This is a genomic window from Variovorax atrisoli (assembly GCF_014195185.1).
In the GTDB taxonomy this organism is placed as follows: domain Bacteria; phylum Pseudomonadota; class Gammaproteobacteria; order Burkholderiales; family Burkholderiaceae_C; genus Variovorax; species Variovorax atrisoli.
On sequence record NZ_JACIBG010000005.1, the window covers coordinates 215,467 to 233,060 of the forward strand.

Here is a 17,594-nt window from a genome sequence, read left to right on the forward strand (position 1 = left end):
CACCTGCCGTTGCCAGCAGCCGGTTCGTCAGCGCCAACTCCAACAGCCAGCGTGGCTGGCCCGAACAGGCGCGACGCCAGCGGCCCGGCTCTCATGCAGCGGCTCAAGACCCGCGCGCAATTCCAGGCCGTCCTCGCAGGTGCCACCGTGGCGCGCACTGCTCATTTCGCATTGCATCGCTGTGCGCTCGATCTCGCATCGAGCGCACAGCCTTTGTTCGCGTCCGACGACGTCTGGCTGGGGGCCATGGTGCCCAAGCGCTGGGCGCGCCGCGCTGTCACGCGCAACGCCATCAAGCGCCAGATCTATTCCGTGAGCGCCGAGTCGGGCGCCAGCCTGCCGCGTGCGGCGCACGTGGTGCGCCTGCGCGCGGGCTTCGACCGCAAGGAGTTCGTGAGCGCCTCCTCGGACAAGCTCAAGGCCGCCGTGCGCGCCGAGCTCCGGCAATTGCTCGCACGGGCCGTGCGCACTCCCGCGGCGCAGGCTCCGGCCCCTTCTGCGGCACCCTCCTCCTCGCCATGAAACGCGTGCTGATCGGCATCGTGAAGGCCTACCGCCTGCTGCTGAGCCCCTGGCTCGGCCAGTCGTGCCGCTTCACGCCGACCTGCTCCGTGTATTCGATCGAGGCGCTGGAAGTGCATGGCGCGCTCAAGGGCAGCTATCTCACCCTGCACCGTATCGCGCGATGCCAGCCCTGGTGCCAGGGCGGCCACGATCCGGTCCCGCCGAAATCGCAGCGTCGCACTGAGCGGTCAGGATCGCTGTTTTCGTCTCTTCTCTCTTCCGACAAGAAGTCTTCGTCATGAACGATATCCGCCGCACGATACTGTGGGTGATTTTTGGTTTCTCGCTGGTGCTGCTGTGGGACCAATGGCAGGTCTTCAACGGCAACAAGCCGACCTTCCTGCCGTCGACCAAGCCGGCCGCCACGGCCGCCGCCCCCGCCAACGCCACCCCCGCGGCCAACAACGGCGTGCCGACCGCATCCGCCGCTGCCGGCGGCAGCGCGGGCGCAGTGCCCACGCAGCCGGCCGCAGCCACGCCGCGCGAGCAGGTCAAGGTGACCACCGACCTGTTCAAGGCCACGATCGACAGCGAAGGCGCCACCGTCAACTACCTCGAGCTGCTGAAGTACGACGAGGCCGACCGCACCAAGCACGTGGTGCTGTTCGAAAATGGCTCGCCCGCCACCCGCTACGTCGCGCAGACCGGCCTGCTGAACCAGGTCGACACCGGTGAGCGCTACCCCAATCACCTGACGCAGATGACGCCCAAGCCCGGCCCGCGCGAGATGGCCGACGGCCAGAACACGCTGGAAGTGAGCTTCGAGAGCGCCCCCGTCGGCGGCCTGAAGTACGTCAAGACCTATGTGTTCCACCGCGGCGACTACGCCATCGGCGTGCGCCACGAAGTGGTCAACACCACCGACCAGCCGCGCGACGCGCAGCTCTACATGCAGCTGCTGCGCCACGGCACCGTGGCCGCCGGCACCATGTTCGGCACCAACACCTTCACCGGCCCGGCCGCGTACACCAACGAGAAGAAGTTCCACAAGCTCGACTTCAAGGACATCGCCAAGGGCAAGGTCGAGCCGCCGCCGCCGGCCAACGACGGCTGGATCGCCATGGTGCAGCACTACTTCGTGTCGGCCTGGCTGCTGCGCGGCGACCCCGCCAGCGAACAGCTGCGCCGCGAGTTCCGCGTGAAGGACCTGGGCGACAACCAGTTCTCCATCGCCATGGTGGCCACGCTGCCGAAGATCGCCCCCGGCGCCACGCAGGTCGTGAACAGCACGCTGTTCGCCGGCCCCGAGGAAGAGAAGAAGCTCGAAGCCATCGCCCCCGGCCTGGACCTGGTGAAGGACTACGGCATCTTCGCGATCATCTCCAAGCCGCTGTACTGGCTGCTGAACCAGCTGCACGGCCTGATCGGCAATTGGGGCTGGTCGATCGTCGCGCTGGTGGTGCTGCTGAAGGCGGCCTTCTACTGGCTCAACGCCAAGGCCTACGCCAGCATGGCCAAGATGAAGGCCATCAACCCCAAGATCATGGAAATGCGCGAGCGGCTGAAAGACAAGCCGCAGGAGATGCAGCAGGAGATGATGCGGATCTACAAGACCGAGAAGGTCAACCCGATGGGTGGCTGCTTCCCGATCCTGATCCAGATCCCGGTGTTCATCGCGCTCTACTGGGTGCTGCTGTCGTCGGTCGAGATGCGCCATGCGCCCTGGATCGGCTGGATCACCGACCTGTCGGCACCCGACCCCTGGTACATCCTGCCGATCGTGATGACGGCCACGTCGCTCTTCCAGACCTGGCTCAACCCGACGCCGCCCGATCCGATGCAGGCCAAGCTGATGTGGATCATGCCGCTCGCGTTCAGCGTGATGTTCATCTTCTTCCCGGCCGGCCTGGTGCTGTACTGGATCACGAACAACGTGCTGTCGATCGCGCAGCAGTGGTTCATCAACAAGCGGCTGGGCGTGCTCGGCACCAAGTGACGGCGGCAGTAGCCGCACGGCACTCCAGCCATCCTTCGAAGGGCCGCGTCAGCGGCCCTTTTTGCTGAAAGAATCCGCACCACCATGCTCGCCCGCACCTCCGATCCCATCGTCGCCATCGCCACCGCCTCGGGGCGCGGCGCGGTCGGCATCGTGCGCGTGTCGGGCGCGAGGCTGGCGCCGCTGGTCGACGCGATCTGCGGCCGCGCGCTCAAGCCGCGCGAGGCCACCTACCTGCCGTTCCGCGACGCCGAGGGCGAGCCCGTCGACCACGGCCTAGCCATCCACTTTCCCTCACCGCACTCCTTCACGGGCGAAGACGTGCTCGAACTGCAGGCCCACGGCGGATCGGTGGTGCTGCAGCTGTTGCTGGCGCGCTGCCTGGAGGCGGCGGCCGAGCCCGACCCGGTCACCGGCCGCCCCCGCCTGCCCGGGCTGCGTGTGGCGGAGCCCGGCGAATTCAGCCAGCGCGCCTTCCTCAACGGCAAGATCGACCTGGCGCAGGCCGAGGCCATCGCCGACCTGATCGACGCCAGCACCGAGGCGGCCGCGCGCAGCGCCGGGCGATCGCTGTCGGGCGCCTTCTCGCGCGAGATCCATACGCTGCGCGACGCGCTGATCCACCTGCGCATGCTGGTGGAGGCCACGCTCGACTTTCCCGAGGAGGAAATCGACTTCCTGCAGAAGGCCGACGCGGCCGGGCAGCTGGCGAAGCTGCAGTCGCAGCTGGCCGCCGTGCAGCAGCGTGCGCGCCAGGGCGCCCTGCTGCGCGAGGGCATCAAGGTCGTGATCGCGGGACAGCCCAATGCGGGCAAGAGCTCGCTGCTCAATGCGCTGGCCGGGGCGGAGCTGGCCATCGTGAGCGCGGTGGCGGGCACGACGCGCGACGTCGTCTCGCAGACCATCCAGATCCACGGCGTGCCGCTGCACGTGGCCGACACCGCCGGCCTGCGCGAGAGCAGCGACGAGGTCGAGCAGATCGGCGTGGCGCGCGCCTGGGGGCAGATCGAGAGCGCCGATGCGGTGCTGTTCCTGCACGACCTGACGCGCGCGGACCAGCCCGACTACGCCGCCGCCGACGCGGAGATCCTGGCCGGCCTTCAGCGCAAGCTGCCCGCGAGCGTGCCGGTGCTCGACGTCTGGAACAAGCAGGACGCAGCGCCCGCCGCCCGGCCGGCGCAGGGCATCGCCCTCTCCGCCAAGACCGGCCTGGGCATCGAGGCCCTGCGCGAGCAGCTGCTGGCCATGGCGGGATGGCAGGCCGTGCCCGAGGGCGTGTACCTCGCGCGTGCGCGCCACGTGCAGGCGCTGGCGCGGGTCGAGACGCACCTGGCGCTGGCCGCCGACCACCTCGCGGCGCAGGCGCAACTGCTCGACCTGCTGGCCGAGGAGTTGCGCCTGGCGCAGAACGCCCTGAACGAGATCACCGGCGAGTTCGGCGCGGACGACCTGCTGGGCGTCATCTTTTCGCGCTTCTGCATTGGCAAATAGCCACAGACGGCAGCGGCTGGCCCCCAAAAACGTAAACAGTTGTAGCGAAATAACATGGCCATGGCGGATACTTCAGCCCACATGCGGGGGCCGAGAAACACATGTCCATCCAGAACCTGAGCCGCGCCATCGCGGAGAACATCAACACCGACGCGTTCGCGTTGACGTTCAGCGTCCAGCAATGGGAAACGCTGGCGGGTTACCTGCAGCCGATCGACACCGGCGTCGGCGACGTGCTGATCGAACAGGGCACGCCCGACCGCTCGGTGTTCTTCGTCGAGAGTGGCGCCATCAGCGTGCACCGCGTCAGCAGCAAGGAACAGATGAAGCTGGCCGTGCTCACCGCGGGGTCGGTGGTCGGCGAAGGCTCGTTCTTCTCGCGGCAACCGCATTCGGCCAACGTGGTGGTCACCGGCGCGGGCCGAGTCTGGCGGCTCACGGCGATCCGCTTCGGCGAACTGGGCAACCGCCAGCCCAACATGGCGCTGGAGATCGCGATGGCGCTGGGCGGCGTGATCGCCAAGCGCATGGCGCACCGTTCCAAGCGCGTCGCGGTGACCTGAGCGGGAAGCTTCCTCTCCCGCCTGCCGCCGGATCGATCCTGCGGATGCGGGCCAGCCACCGCCGTCCAAGACCCCTGAAAAACAAGAAGTAGTCAGCAAGCAATCCATGGCCTCGATCTGTCCGGTCTGCAGCACGGAGAACCGTGACGGCGCGAATTTCTGCAGGAGCTGCGGCATCAAGCTGTCCGCCGCGGGAGACCGGATCCCTCCGCCGCCGACCCCCGAACGCGAATGGGCCACCACCGCACCCGCCCAGCTCCGCGCCCCGACCATTCCTGCGCCGCTCCAGGAGATCCCGCCGGCCCCGACGCCGGCCCGCCCGTCGTTCTTCAGCAGGTCGCCGGCCTCCGCGCCGCGGCATGACGACGACGAGCAGACCGTCCTCATGCTGCACGACGACGGCTCGCCGCGCGTGCCGGCACCGCCCGCGGCGCCGCAGGGGCTGGAATCGAGCTGGGCGCTGTCGCGCGAGAGATCGAAGAAGCCCCGCGTCAGGATCCGCAAGCCCGCTGCGATCGACCGGGCACCGCGCTGGCGGGCGATCCTGCTGTGGGTCGGCCTGCTGCTGGTGGCGGTGGCGATGATCGTGGCGGGCTGGTCCGGCTACGGAACGCGCAAGACAGCGCCGGCCGCCGAGGAAACCGCGCCGCAGGCCGCCGTGGCGCCAGCGCCCGTCGCCGCACCGCCCGCGGCCGAGCCGCCACAGCCGGCACCCGTGGAGCCCCTCGCAGCGGATGCGCAGGCTGCCGATCAGACGGCACCGGCGGCTCCCGCGGAGGCCGCGCCGACGGCATCTACGCCGCCGAAGCCCCCCGCCGCCAAGCAGGCGCGCAAGCAACCGGCCGCTGCTGCCGTGCCCCAGCCCGCCGCCGAGGCGCCGCCTCCCGTCGCAGCCCCTGCCCCGCCGCCCGCACCGGCGGCGCCGGCCGAGCCCGCAGCCATGTGCGGCGACCGCAATTTCATCGCCAGGGCCCAGTGCATGGCGGCGCAGTGCCTGAAGCCCGAGTTCAAGGCCCACGCGCAGTGCGAGGCGGTGCGCCGCCAGCAGCGCATCGAGGAAGAGAAGCGCAACCCGACGCTCATCAACTGAGCGCAGCGGCGAGAAGGCAGGGGCGGCGCGCCGCCGCTCAGCCTTTCTGCAGACGCTCGACGGCCATCGCCAGCGCGGCCGGCTTGCCGGACAGCACCAGGGTGTCGCCGTCCGACAGCACCGTGTCGTCGGCCACCGAGCGCGGCTGGCCGTCGTGGCGGCGCAGGCTTGCGATGCGCACACCCAGCGTATTCAGCCCGAGCCCCGACAGCGTCTGTCCGACGGCGCGCGCACGGGCGTCGAGCGTGAAGCTGTTGAGCCGCTCGTGGTCGATCTCGTCGGCGTTGTCGTCGTCGGCACCGTGGAAGTAGCCGCGCAGCAGGTTGTAGCGGGCGTCGCGCTGGTCCTGCACCACGCGGATCACGCGCCGCATCGGCACGCCGACGAGTGCCAGCGCATGGCTCGCAAGCATCAGCGAACCCTCGATGGCCTCGGGCACCACCTCGGTCGCTCCGGCGGCCTGCAGCTTCTCGAGGTCGTGGTCGTCCTGCGTGCGCACGATCACCGGCACGTGCGGCGCGTGGGCGCGCGTGTTGGCCAGCACCTTCATCGCGCCGGGCACGTCGAGGTAGGTCACGACCACCGCGCTGGCCCGCGCCAGGCCCGCGGCCATCAGCGCCTGCAGCCGCGCCGCGTCGCCGAACACCACCGAATCGCCGGCGGCGGCGGCCTGCCGCACGCGGTCGGGGTCGAGGTCGAGCGCCATGTACGGGATGCCCTCGCGCTCCAGGATGCGCGCCAGGTTCTGGCCGCAGCGTCCGTAGCCGCAGATGATCACGTGCTGCGCCGTGTTGATGGTCTTGCGCGCGATGGTCGTCATCTGCAGCGACTGCTGCAGCCAGTCGCTGGCCACGAGCTTTCGCACGATGGCGTTGCTGTACATGATGATGAAGGGCGTTGCGAGCATCGACAGCACCATCGAGGCCAGCACCGGGTTGGCCAGCCATTGCGGCAGCAGGCTGCGCTCCTGGGCCAGCGTCAGCAGCACGAAGCCGAACTCGCCGGCCTGCGCGAGATACAGGCCGGTGCGCAGCGACACGCCCGAGGTGGCGCCCAGCACCCGCGCCAGCACCGTCACCAGCGCCAGCTTGAAGGCCAGCGGCAACAGCAGCAGCACGCCCACCAGCACCCAGCGCTCCACCACGATGTGCCAGTCGAGCGACATGCCCACTGTGATGAAGAACAGACCCAGCAGCACGTCGTGGAAGGGGCGGATGTCGGTCTCGACCTGGTGCTTGTATTCGGTTTCCGATACCAGCATGCCCGCGATGAATGCGCCCAGCGCCAGGCTCAGGCCGGCCAGTTCGGTGAGCCAGGCCAGGCCCAGCGTGATCAGCAGCACGTTCAGGATGAAGAGCTCCTCGCTGCGGCGGCGCGCCACCAGCGTGAGCCACCAGCGCATCACGCGCGGGCCGCCGTACAGCAACACGCCGATCAGGAAGCTCGCCTTCAGCAGCGCCAGGCCCAGCGCCTTGGCCAGCGCTTCCGGCGGCGCGCCCAGGGCGGGGATCAGCACCAGCAGGGGCACGACCGCCAGGTCCTGGAACAGCAGCACGCCCATCACGCGCTTGCCGTGCTCGCTCTCCAGTTCGAGCCGCTCGGCCATCAGCTTGACCACGATGGCGGTGCTGCTCATGGTGAGCGCGCCCGACAGCGCCAGCGCCGTCTGCCAGCCCAGGTGCCATGCGGGCGGCAGCAGCCGCGCCATCAGCAGCGCGCCGGCGGTGGCGAGTGCCATCGTCAGCAGCACCTGCAGCATGCCCAGGCCGAACACGTGCTTTCGCATCGCGCGCAGCTTGGGCAGGCTGAATTCCAGCCCGATCACGAACATCAGGAACACCACGCCGAATTCGCCGAGGTGCTGGATGCCCTCGGTGTTCTGGGCCAGCGCGAAGGCATGCGGCCCGATCAGCACGCCGGCCGACAGATAGCCCAGCATCGGCGGCAGCTTGAGGGAGCGGCACGCCACCACGCCGATCACCGCGGCCAGCAAATACAACAGCGTGAGATCGAACGAAGACATAGACGCCGATGCTAGAGCAAGAGCCGTGCGCGCCGCCTCAGTGAGGACACCGGGCGCCGCGCGGCGCAGGCTGGCCGGCGTGCCCGTGCCGCAAGGGGCCCGCCGGGCGCGGGGGCAAGCCGCGGGCCCGTAAAATCCGGCGATGAGCTCCCGTCCCGCCCCGGCCCCCGTGGCCGATCCCGAGGCCATCCTGGCCCGGGCACGCCTCACCTTCGACATCGAAGCCGAAGCCGTTGCCGGCCTGAAGAGCCGCGTCGGCCCGAGCTTCGTCGAGGCCGTGCGCAAGATCCTCGAAGTGCGCGGCCGCGTGGTCGTGATGGGCATGGGCAAGAGCGGCCACGTCGGACGCAAGATCGCCGCCACCCTCGCCTCCACCGGCACGCCGGCGATGTTCGTGCACCCGGCCGAGGCCAGCCACGGCGACCTGGGCATGATCAAGTCGGTCGACCTGGTGCTCGCCATCTCCAACAGCGGCGAGGTCGACGAGCTCACCGTCATCCTGCCGGTCGTCAAGCGCCAGGGCGTGCCCCTGATTGCCATGACCGGCCGCCCCGAATCCACCCTCGCCCGCCACGCCGACATCGTGATCGACGCCGGCGTGTCCAAGGAAGCGTGCCCGCTCAACCTCGCCCCCACCGCCAGCACCACCGCCCAGATGGCGATGGGCGACGCGCTGGCCGTGGCGCTGCTCGACGCACGCGGCTTCGGCTCGGAAGACTTCGCGCGCTCGCATCCGGGCGGCGCGCTCGGACGCAAGCTGCTCACCCACGTGAGCGACGTCATGCGCTCGGGCGACGACGTCCCGCGCGTGGCGCCCGACGCCAACATCAGCGAGCTGATGCGCGCCATGAGCAACAAGGGCTTCGGCGCCGCGGCCGTGGTAGAGCCCGACGGCCGTGCCTCGGGCATCTTCACCGATGGCGACCTGCGCCGGCTGATCGAGGCCGGCGCCGACCTGCGCAGCCCGAGGGCGGCCGAGGTCATGCACCGCAACCCGCGCACCATCCGGGTCGACGCGCTGGCGGTGGAGGCCGCCGAGCTCATGGAGCAGTGCGGCATCACGCGGCTGTTCGTGATCGACGGCGAAGGCGTGGTCGTCGGCGCGATCAACACCAACGACCTGATGCGGGCGAAAGTCATCTGATGCCGCTCGAGTTCCAGGCCGAGGCATTGCTCGCCGCGCAGGACGTGCGCATCGCCTTCTTCGACATCGACGGCGTCCTGACCGACGGCGGCGTGTACTTCACCGAGCACGGCGAGACGCTCAAGCGCTTCAGCATCCTCGACGGCTACGGCCTGAAGCTGCTGCGCAAGGCGGGCATCGTGCCGGCGGTGATCACCGGGCGAGATTCCAAGCCGCTGCGCGTGCGCCTGGAGGCGCTGGGCATCAAGCACGTGCGCTACGGCACCGAAGACAAGCTGCCCGCCGCGCAGGCGATGCTCGACCAGCTCGGCTTCGGCTGGGCGCAGGCCGCGGCCATCGGCGACGACTGGCCCGACCTGCCGGTGCTATCGCGCGTGGGCTTCCCGGCGGCGCCGGCCAATGCCCATGCGGAAGTGCGCGGCATCGCCCGCTACGTGACCAAGGCCCGCGGCGGCGAAGGCGCGGCGCGGGAGTTCTGCGACCTGCTGCTCACGGCCTGCGGGCAGTACCGCGTCATGCTCGACGCGGCCCGGGGGCCGATCGCATGAGCGGCATGAAACGCGCGTGGGGCATGGTGCGCGACGGCCTCGACCGCGCCACGATCTACCTGCCGATCATCCTGACGGCCGCCGTCGCGCTCGGCACCTACTGGCTGGTGCGCAACGCGCCCAAGCTGCTGGAGCCCACTCCCAAGGTCGCGCCCACGCACGAGCCCGACTACTTCATGCGCGACTTCGTCATCAAGAACTTCCTGCCCAACGGCGACCTGCGCAGCGAGCTGCACGGCGTCGAAGGCCGGCACTACCCCGACACCGACACCATCGAGATCGACAAGGTGCGCATGCGCTCGGTGTCCCCCGAGGGGCTCGTGACGCGCGGCAGCGCCGACCGCGGGCTGTCGAATTCCGACGGCAGCGAGATTCAGCTCTTCGGCAATGCGATCGTCATCCGCGACCCCTCCGTGGGACCGAACGGCAAGCCCACGCCGCAGCTGGAGTTCCGCGGCGACTTCCTGCATGCCTATGTCGACACCGAGCGCGTCACCTCGAACAAGCCGGTCACGCTCATCCGCGGCACCGACCAGTTCACCGGCGACACGCTCGACTACGACAACCTCAGCGGCGTGGCCAACCTGAACGGCCGGGTGCGCGGCGTGCTGATCCCGTCGGCGGCAGCGGCCGCAGCTCCCGCGCCGGCCAAGAAGCGCTGAGGAAGATTCGTCGCATGGCCAACGGCAGCTCCCCGCTCGTCTTCATCACCGGCGCTTCCAGCGGCATCGGCCAGGCACTGGCCGCGAGCTTCTACAACGCGGGCTACCGGCTGGCGCTGGTCGCGCGGCGCACGGAAGAGATCGAATCGTGGGCGAGCGCCCACCGGCTGAGCCCCGACCGCTACCGGGTCTACGGTGCCGACGTCGCCCAGACCGACAGCATCGTCGCCGCCGGCAACGCGTGCATCGAACAGCAGGGCCTGCCCGACGTGGTGATCTCCAATGCGGGCATCAGCGTCGGCATCGACACGGGGGAGCGCGAGGACATCGACGTGATGGCGCGCACCTTCGCAACCAACAACGTGGGCCTGATGGCCACCTTCCATCCCTTCGTGCGGGCGATGGTCCGGCGCGGCAGCGGGCGGCTGGTTGGCATCGGCAGCGTGGCCTCCATCCGCGGACTGCCGGGGCACGGCGCCTACTGCGCCAGCAAGGCCGGCGTGGTGGCGTACTGCGAGAGCCTGCGCGGCGAACTGCACAAGAGCGGCGTCAAGGTCGTCACCCTGTGCCCGGGCTACATCGACACGCCGCTCACGCAGGGCAACCGCTATGGCATGCCCTTCCTCATGAAGGCGGAAGACTTCGCCGCCCAGGCGCTGCGTGCCATCGAGGCCGGCACCAGCTATCGCGTGATCCCTTGGCAGATGGGTGTGGTCGCGAAGATCATGCGCATGCTGCCGAACGCCGTGCTCGACCGGGCCGTGCAGGGGCGCGAGCGTAAAAAGCGAAGCGGCGAAGCCTGAAGAAACTCGGCGGCCTGATCGCATCCGGTCGGACCGAATCCACCGGCAGACACGCAAACAAGCAGATAAGTGGACAGGCAAAGAAAAAGGCTCCCGAGGGAGCCTTTTCAGTCTGAGTGTGCTTTGCAGGAGTGTCGCAGGGTTCAGTAGCCGCTGTTGCCGCCGCCGTAACCACCGCCACCGCCCGAGCGGCCGCCGCCACGGGGGCCTGCGCCGTAGGGGCTGCGGAAACCGCCATCGCCACCACCGCCGCCGCCACCACTGCGGCCACCGCCGCCGTAGCCGCCACCGCCGCCGGAGCGACCGCCACCACCGTAGCCGCCACCACCACCGCCGCCGTAGCCACCGCCACCACCGCCGCCATAACCACCACCACCGCCGCCGCCGTAGCCGCCGCTGCGCGGGGGACGGGCTTCCATCGGACGTGCTTCGTTGACGACGACGCTGCGGCCGCCCAGGGGCTGGCCGTTCATGCCGTTGATTGCGGCCTGTGCTTCCGCGTCACTGCCCATCTCGACGAAGCCGAAGCCCTTCGAGCGACCGGTGTCGCGTTCCATCATGACCTTGGCGCTGGTCACGGCGCCGAACTGCCCGAAGGCTTGTTCGAGATCTCCGTCGCGCACCGAGTAAGGCAGGTTGCCGACGTACAGTTTGTTGCCCATCAAGGGACTCCTATAAACACATCAAGAAAAGCGATGGAGTCCCGAAAGCATCACTCAAACGAGAGCGTCGAGTCGCGCGAAACTGACCGATCACCGAACTGCCTCCCGACCAAATTGAAGAGGGAGGCTCGTGCATTATGGGTGAAATATCCGAATTGCAAGCGGGAATTTGCTTCTTGAGGTAGCACCTGTCAAAACAATTCGGAAGTTTGCGCATACTCTCGTGATGAAGCGAAGTCCTTCGCCCTACATCCGTGCCTGCATGTAGAATTCCGATCGTCATTGGGGAGTAGCCGCCTTCCGATCTGCGAGAAGGGCCCGCGTCAACAGACTTGTCCTGTCCCACCAGGATATGGCGCGTGCAGTGAAAAACACCTGGCGAGACCTTTGACCGTGCAACTTCGGGAATATGGCCGAAGGTGTTGCACGGTCAATTGCGTCCTTCGGCCCAAGGAACCCCACGTCATCATGGAAGCTTTTCTCGTAGCAACGGGCGTCGTCGCGCTCGCGGAAATGGGCGACAAGACCCAGCTCCTGGCCCTTCTCCTGGCCGCGCGTTTCAGGAAACCCTGGCCGATCGTCCTCGGCATCTTCGCCGCCACCGTCATCAACCACGCGCTCGCGGGCGCGGTCGGCAACTACCTCACTCGCTGGCTCGGACCCGAGGTGCTGCGATGGATACTGGGCGGCTCGTTCATCGCGATGGCCGTCTGGATGCTGATCCCCGACAAGCTCGACGACGATGACGCCCCCGGTGCATCGAAGTTCGGCGTCTTCGGCACCACTGTCGTCGCGTTCTTCCTCGCCGAGATGGGCGACAAGACCCAGATCGCCACCGTCATGCTCGCCGCCCGCTTCACGCACGACTACTTCTGGGTGGTCGTGGGCACCACGCTGGGCATGATGCTGGCGAACGCGCCCGTGGTGTGGCTCGGCGAGAAGATCGTGCGGCGCGTGCCGATCAAGCTCGTGCACGGCATCTCGGCAGCGATCTTCCTGGTGCTCGGCGTTCTCATGATCGTCGGCATATAAAAAACACCGTCCCCCTCCCAGGAACACCGCGGAACCGGCTTTGCCGGGCCGCAGGTGTTGCCCCTTCCCAAGGGGGTAGGCGAAGCGACACGCAGTGCGCGAAGCCTGGGGGATATACTCTCTCTGCGCCGATTTGCTTCAGCTTGCGGGCGCTTGATAAATGCAGCTAAAGACAGTCAGTTGGCGAACAACCCGGCTCGTTTTTGGCGAGGCCGGGTTTTTTCATTCATGTCTTCGTCGCCACCTTTGGTCGTCACTCCGCAGTCGATGCAGTTCGCAGGCCCGCTGGCCCTGCGCAGCGGCGCATCGATCAGCGACTACACGCTCGCCTACGAAACCTACGGCACCCTGAACGCCGATCGCAGCAACGCCGTGCTCGTGTGCCACGCGCTCAACGCATCGCACCACGTCGCCGGCGTCTACCAGGGGCAGGCCCGCTCCGAGGGCTGGTGGGACAACATGGTGGGTCCGGGCAAGCCGGTCGACACCGACCGCTTCTTCGTGATCGGCGTCAACAACCTCGGCTCCTGCTTCGGCTCGACCGGCCCCATGCACGTCAACCCCGCCACGGGCCGTGTCTACGGCGCCGACTTCCCCGTGGTGACGGTCGAGGACTGGGTCGACGCCCAGGCCGCGCTGCTCGACGCGCTCGGCATCGAGACGCTCGCCGCAGTGATGGGCGGCAGCCTCGGCGGCATGCAGGCCCTTTCGTGGACGCTGCAGTATCCCGAGCGCGTGCGCCACGCCGTGGTGGTGGCCAGCGCGCCCAACCTCACGGCCGAGAACATCGCGTTCAACGAAGTGGCGCGCCGCGCCATCGTGACCGACCCCGATTTCCACGGCGGCCATTTCTACGAACACGGCGTGGTGCCCAAGCGCGGCCTGCGCATCGCGCGGATGATCGGCCACATCACCTACCTCAGCGACGACGTGATGAACGCCAAGTTCGGCCGCATCCTGCGCAGCGCGGTGGAAGGCGAGGCGGCAGGCGCGGACTACCGCTACTCCACGCAGGACGTCGAGTTCCAGATCGAGAGCTACCTGCGCTACCAGGGCGACAAGTTCAGCGAGTACTTCGACGCCAACACCTACCTTCTGATCACCCGCGCGCTCGACTACTTCGACCCCGCGCGCAACCACGGCGGCAAGCTCAGCGCCGCGCTGGCCCAGGCGCGCGCCAAGTTCCTGCTCGTGAGCTTCAAGACCGACTGGCGCTTCTCGCCCGCGCGCAGCCGCGAGATCGTCAAGGCGCTGCTCGACAACAGCCGCAACGTGAGCTACGCCGAGATCGACGCGCCGCATGGCCACGACGCCTTCCTTCTCGACGACGTGCGCTACATGGGCGTGGTGCGCTCCTACTTCGAGCGTGTCGCCAAGGAGTTCCAGCAATGAGCGACCTCGAACACCAAAGACTCATAGCGGAACTCGTGCCGCAGGGCTCGCGCGTGCTTGACCTCGGCTGCGGCGACGGCGCCCTGCTCGACCTGCTGCAGCGCGAGCGCGGCTGCACCGGCTACGGCGTGGAGATCGCCGACGGCAACGTGCTGCAGTGCATCCGCCGCGGCGTCGACGTGATCCAGCTCAACCTCGACGAAGGCCTCGCGATGTTCGACGACGCCTCGTTCGACGTGGTGCTGCAGATCGACACGCTGCAGCACCTGCGCAATGCGGAGGTCATGCTGCGCGAGACAGCGCGCGTGGGCCGCATCGGCATCGTCGCCTTCCCCAACTTCGCGCATTGGCCCAACCGCCTGAGCGTGGCGCGCGGGCGCATGCCCGTCACGCGCCGCCTGCCCTACCAGTGGTACGACACGCCCAACATCCGCGTCGGCACCTTCAAGGACTTCGAGGTGCTGGCCGGCAAGAACAACCTTCGCATCCTCGACGCCTTCGGGCTGCAGAACGGCCGCGACGTGCGCTGGCTGCCCAACGCGCGCGCCAGCACGGCCGTCTTCAAGTTCGAGCGCGGCGGCGGCTGATAGCGCGATGAGCTTCACGCTCGCACAGCCGGTCCACAGCGAGCTCGTCATCAAGAAGAGCCGTTTCATCGGCTGCGTGCAGCCGGTGGCCGACCGCGCGGCGGCACTGGCCGTGGTCGCCTCGCTGCGTGCCGAGCATCCCGCGGCGGCGCACGTGTGCTGGGCCCTCATGGCGGGCGGGCAGTCGGCCGCGAACGACGACGGCGAGCCCGGCGGCACCGCAGGACGTCCGATGCTGGAAGTGCTGCGCCACCAGCAGGTCGAGGGTGCGCTCGCGACCGTGGTGCGCTACTTCGGCGGCGTGAAGCTGGGCGCGGGCGGGCTCGTGCGGGCCTACACCGATGCGGTCGCGCAGGCCCTGCTCGGCGCCACGCTGGTGCCGCTCCTGCGCCAGCGCAGCCTGCGCTGCTCGGTGCCCTATGCGCTCGAAGGGCTGGTGCGGCGCGAGCTCGCTGCCGCGGGCGCGGTGCTCGAGGGCGCGCAGCACGGCGACGACGTGGCCTTCGCCTTCTCGCTGCCGGAGCCCGAGGCCGACGCCTTCATCGCGCGCCTCGGCGATGCTGCGCAAGGGCGCGTCGTCTGGCCGCAGGAGTGAGCCTCTTCGCCGGGACCGCGGGTGCCGGCTCGACCATCGCGAGAACGCCGCGCTGCGCCACCGGCAGGACGGCCGGTTCGTCGTCGCTCCCGCGCCGCGCCATCTCGGCGGTCACGATGCCGGTCGGCACCGCGAGCACGCCCCAGCCCACCAGCATCATCACCGAGGCGATCGCGCGGCCGAGGTCGGTCTTGGGCACGAGGTCGCCGAAGCCCACGGTGGCCATCGTCGAGATCGCCCAGTAGACCGCCACCGGAATGCTGGTGAAGCCGTGCTGCGGCCCCTCGACCACGTACATCAGCGTGCCCATCACCAGCACCACGAGCATCACGAAGCCGACGAACACGGTGATCTTCCGCCGGCTCGCCGCCACCGCCGAGACCAGCGCGCGGTACTCGACCGAGTAGCGCGATAGTTTGAAGATGCGGAACACGCGCAGCAGTCGCAGGATGCGCACGTCGATGAGATAGCCCAGCCCCATTTCCGGCGCGAAGACCACGAGGAAGGTCGGCAGCAGCGCGAGCAGGTCGATCACGCCGTAGAAGCTCGTCGCGTAGCGCAGCGGCCTGTTCACGCAGCTCAGCCGCGCGATGTACTCCAGCGTGAAGAGCGCCGTGAACACCCATTCGAGCACGTTGAACACCGAGCGCCACTGCTCGCGGATGGACTGCACGCTGTCGAGGATCACCACGAGCACGCTCGCCACGATCACCGCGATCAGCGCGAGGTCGAACCACAGCCCTGCGCGCGTGTCGGCCTCGAAGATCACCGTGAAGAGCGTGCGCCGCCAGCCGTGCGCGGGCTTGTCGAAGCGCGAGTCCGAAGAGGCCGACATGGCGCGCGATGCGGGCATGGTGGAAGGCGTGGCGTCGGCTGCGGTGTTCTGGCGGGTCATGGCGCCACATTGTCATGCGCGCGATCGACTTATTCAGTTACGCTTCTTGCGCAATGAAGTGCCGCAGGCCGTGAGTGCGTTCTTACGATAGTCCCTTTCATGAGGAGCTCCCCTTTGGCTACACAGTCCCCCTTCTTCGGCAAGCGTGATCGTGACACCGATTCGTTGACATCGCGCCCCGCGCCGCTCGTCGGCTCGGGCACCAACCTCTCCGGAAGCCCCGTCAATCCTTCTTCGCTCACCGCACAGCAAGGCGGCCTGAACACTCCCGCGACCGCGCCGGCCAAGGAAGGCGGCAGCAAGCTGACCGTCGGTCCCAACATCAAGCTCAAGGGCGTGGAGATCACCGATTGCGACACGCTCGTGGTCGAAGGCCTGGTCGAAGCCACCATGGACTCGCGCCTGATGCAGATCGCCGAACAGGGCGCGTTCAAGGGCTCCGCCGAGATCGACATCGCCGAGATCCGCGGCGTGTTCGACGGCAGCCTCACCGTGCGCGAGAAGCTCGTCATCCACTCGACCGGCAAGGTCACGGGCAAGATCCGCTACGGCAAGATCGTGATCGAGGAAGGCGGCCAGATCTCCGGCGAGATCAGCTTCGGCGCCGCCAAGCCCTCGCTGCAGGCTGCGGCCTGAAGTCGGCCCCCGGCTTTTCGCTTCGCTTCGCTGCGTGTAAATCCATCCCTCGAGGGGAATGGCGCGGACCGCCTGGGAGCGGCCCGGCGGCGCCCACGGGCGCCTTTCACGTGGCAGGCGCGGTCCATCCAAGACGCTCCAGCAAGGCACCGGCAGCAGCCGGTGCCTTTTCCTTTGCGCCGTTGATGAAGTAGACGAACACGTCGCGTTTCTTCGGCGACGTGGCCCACCCCTGCGCGCGCTCGGCCCATGTGTCGAGGGCCTTCGGCGCATAACCCAGCTTCAGCTTGGCGTCGGCCATCATCAGCCGCGCGTAGGCGATGTCGCCCTCGGGCTCTTCGAAGGACGGAAACTTGTCGGCGTCGGTGAACACCGTCGACACCTTGTACTTCTTCGCGAGCGCCTTGTAGGCGGGCACGATGAAGCTCTCGTGCCGCACGTCCATCACGTGGCGCAGCGCGCGGCTGCCCTCCTTCTTCGGCAGCAGCGCGAGAAAAGCCTCGAAGTCCTCCGCGTCGAACTGCTTGGTCGGCATGAACTGCCACACGATCGGCCCGAGCTTGTCGCCGAGCTCGGCCACGCCGCTGTCGATGAAGCGCTTGATGGAGTCGCCCGCGCCCGACAGCAGCTTGCGGTTGGTCGCGAAGCGCGAGGCCTTCATCGAGAACACGAAGTCGTCGGGCGTGTCGTCGCGCCACTTGCGGAAGGTCTCGGGCTTGAAGGTGCTGTAGTAGGTGCCGTTGATCTCGATGGCGCTGACCTTGCGGCTCGCGTAGTTGAGTTCCTTCGCGTGCGCGAGCCCCTTGGGATAGAAGTTGTCGCGCCAGGGCTCGTAGGTCCAGCCGCCGATGCCCACCTTGATGTTTGCCTTGCTCACGTGGCCCTCCGGGTTGAGATCGCCCGCACTCTACGCGCGGTCGCTCCAAGGCGCAAAATGCGTCCTTTCTTTCGTCACCCGCGGAGAACCCACC

19 protein-coding genes and 1 riboswitch are annotated in these 17,594 nt (G+C 68.3%); of the genes, 15 read left to right on the plus strand and 4 right to left on the minus strand.

What is annotated here, in order from left to right; translation table 11 throughout:
- Window positions 1-93 precede the first annotated feature (93 nt).
- The 6 genes from FHY06_RS18820 to FHY06_RS18845 all read left to right on the plus strand — a co-directional run bounded on the left by FHY06_RS18820 (window position 94) and on the right by FHY06_RS18845 (window position 5,644).
- A complete protein-coding gene (locus FHY06_RS18820; protein ID WP_184606183.1) occupies window positions 94-522 on the plus strand; it encodes a ribonuclease P protein component in 429 nt (142 codons plus the stop codon).
- On the plus strand, window positions 519-806 hold the full coding sequence (gene yidD, locus FHY06_RS18825) for a membrane protein insertion efficiency factor YidD (RefSeq protein ID WP_019653669.1): 288 nt from the start codon (window positions 519-521) through the stop codon (window positions 804-806). Before FHY06_RS18820 ends, yidD begins: the two co-directional genes overlap by 4 nt.
- Window positions 803-2,500, plus strand: coding sequence for a membrane protein insertase YidC (gene yidC / locus FHY06_RS18830; RefSeq protein ID WP_184606014.1), 1,698 nt, complete (start codon window positions 803-805; stop codon window positions 2,498-2,500). Before yidD ends, yidC begins: the two co-directional genes overlap by 4 nt.
- Before the next feature lie 84 nt (window positions 2,501-2,584).
- Window positions 2,585-3,991, plus strand: coding sequence for a tRNA uridine-5-carboxymethylaminomethyl(34) synthesis GTPase MnmE (mnmE, locus tag FHY06_RS18835; protein WP_132801604.1), 1,407 nt, complete (start codon window positions 2,585-2,587; stop codon window positions 3,989-3,991).
- Between the two features lie 101 nt (window positions 3,992-4,092).
- Window positions 4,093-4,554, plus strand: a complete 462-nt coding sequence (locus tag FHY06_RS18840) for a Crp/Fnr family transcriptional regulator (protein WP_019653672.1) — start codon at window positions 4,093-4,095, stop codon at window positions 4,552-4,554.
- Between the two features lie 106 nt (window positions 4,555-4,660).
- Window positions 4,661-5,644: a zinc ribbon domain-containing protein gene (locus tag FHY06_RS18845; protein ID WP_184606015.1), complete on the plus strand. Its 984-nt coding sequence runs from the start codon at window positions 4,661-4,663 to the stop codon at window positions 5,642-5,644.
- 37 nt (window positions 5,645-5,681) lie between these two features.
- Here the strand turns inward: FHY06_RS18845 and FHY06_RS18850 are convergent, their stop codons facing one another.
- Window positions 5,682-7,667 (minus strand): monovalent cation:proton antiporter family protein, encoded by a 1,986-nt coding sequence (locus FHY06_RS18850; RefSeq protein WP_145759479.1) that lies wholly within the window; start codon window positions 7,665-7,667, stop codon window positions 5,682-5,684.
- A gap of 142 nt (window positions 7,668-7,809) precedes the next feature.
- Here FHY06_RS18850 and FHY06_RS18855 point away from each other — a divergent pair, with 142 nt between their 5' ends.
- Genes FHY06_RS18855 through FHY06_RS18870 form a run of 4 tightly spaced genes read left to right on the plus strand, consistent with a single transcriptional unit; the run spans window position 7,810 to window position 10,824 of the window.
- Complete coding sequence (locus FHY06_RS18855; RefSeq protein ID WP_019653674.1) at window positions 7,810-8,811, plus strand: KpsF/GutQ family sugar-phosphate isomerase; 1,002 nt, start codon at window positions 7,810-7,812, stop codon at window positions 8,809-8,811.
- Entirely contained in the window at window positions 8,811-9,359 is a 549-nt protein-coding gene (locus FHY06_RS18860; protein WP_184606016.1) for a KdsC family phosphatase, read from the plus strand. Before FHY06_RS18855 ends, FHY06_RS18860 begins: the two co-directional genes overlap by 1 nt.
- A complete protein-coding gene (gene lptC / locus FHY06_RS18865; RefSeq protein ID WP_184606017.1) occupies window positions 9,356-10,021 on the plus strand; it encodes an LPS export ABC transporter periplasmic protein LptC in 666 nt (221 codons plus the stop codon). Before FHY06_RS18860 ends, lptC begins: the two co-directional genes overlap by 4 nt.
- Before the next feature lie 14 nt (window positions 10,022-10,035).
- The gene (locus FHY06_RS18870) at window positions 10,036-10,824 is read left to right on the plus strand and encodes an SDR family oxidoreductase (protein WP_184606018.1); all 789 of its coding nucleotides are present in this window, start codon (window positions 10,036-10,038) and stop codon (window positions 10,822-10,824) included.
- A 143-nt stretch (window positions 10,825-10,967) separates the two neighbouring features.
- On the opposite strand, the gene FHY06_RS18875 is transcribed toward FHY06_RS18870, so the two are convergent.
- Complete coding sequence (locus FHY06_RS18875) at window positions 10,968-11,486, minus strand: RNA-binding regulator (RefSeq protein WP_184606019.1); 519 nt, start codon at window positions 11,484-11,486, stop codon at window positions 10,968-10,970.
- Window positions 11,487-11,758: 272 nt separating this feature from the next.
- Window positions 11,759-11,937: riboswitch (yybP-ykoY riboswitch) on the plus strand.
- Between the two features lie 17 nt (window positions 11,938-11,954).
- Here FHY06_RS18875 and FHY06_RS18880 point away from each other — a divergent pair.
- The 4 genes from FHY06_RS18880 (at window position 11,955) to FHY06_RS18895 (ending at window position 15,092) form a co-directional block, all read left to right on the plus strand.
- A complete protein-coding gene (locus tag FHY06_RS18880) occupies window positions 11,955-12,518 on the plus strand; it encodes a TMEM165/GDT1 family protein (protein WP_019653679.1) in 564 nt (187 codons plus the stop codon).
- 228 nt (window positions 12,519-12,746) lie between these two features.
- The gene (gene metX / locus FHY06_RS18885; RefSeq protein WP_019653680.1) at window positions 12,747-13,910 is read left to right on the plus strand and encodes a homoserine O-succinyltransferase MetX; all 1,164 of its coding nucleotides are present in this window, start codon (window positions 12,747-12,749) and stop codon (window positions 13,908-13,910) included.
- Window positions 13,907-14,497, plus strand: coding sequence for a methionine biosynthesis protein MetW (gene metW / locus FHY06_RS18890; RefSeq protein WP_019653681.1), 591 nt, complete (start codon window positions 13,907-13,909; stop codon window positions 14,495-14,497). The genes metX and metW overlap by 4 nt, the downstream gene beginning before the upstream one ends.
- A 7-nt stretch (window positions 14,498-14,504) precedes the next feature.
- Entirely contained in the window at window positions 14,505-15,092 is a 588-nt protein-coding gene (locus FHY06_RS18895; protein ID WP_184606020.1) for an IMPACT family protein, read from the plus strand.
- On the opposite strand, the gene FHY06_RS18900 is transcribed toward FHY06_RS18895, so the two are convergent.
- Window positions 15,037-15,987 (minus strand): ion transporter, encoded by a 951-nt coding sequence (locus tag FHY06_RS18900; protein WP_145759483.1) that lies wholly within the window; start codon window positions 15,985-15,987, stop codon window positions 15,037-15,039. The genes FHY06_RS18895 and FHY06_RS18900 overlap by 56 nt on opposite strands.
- A 114-nt stretch (window positions 15,988-16,101) precedes the next feature.
- On the opposite strand from FHY06_RS18900, the gene FHY06_RS18905 reads away from it, so the two are divergent.
- A complete protein-coding gene (locus FHY06_RS18905; protein WP_019653684.1) occupies window positions 16,102-16,623 on the plus strand; it encodes a bactofilin family protein in 522 nt (173 codons plus the stop codon).
- A 106-nt stretch (window positions 16,624-16,729) separates the two neighbouring features.
- Here the strand turns inward: FHY06_RS18905 and FHY06_RS18910 are convergent, their stop codons facing one another.
- The gene (locus tag FHY06_RS18910) at window positions 16,730-17,500 is read right to left on the minus strand and encodes a DUF72 domain-containing protein (RefSeq protein ID WP_184606021.1); all 771 of its coding nucleotides are present in this window, start codon (window positions 17,498-17,500) and stop codon (window positions 16,730-16,732) included.
- Window positions 17,501-17,594: the final 94 nt, after the last annotated feature.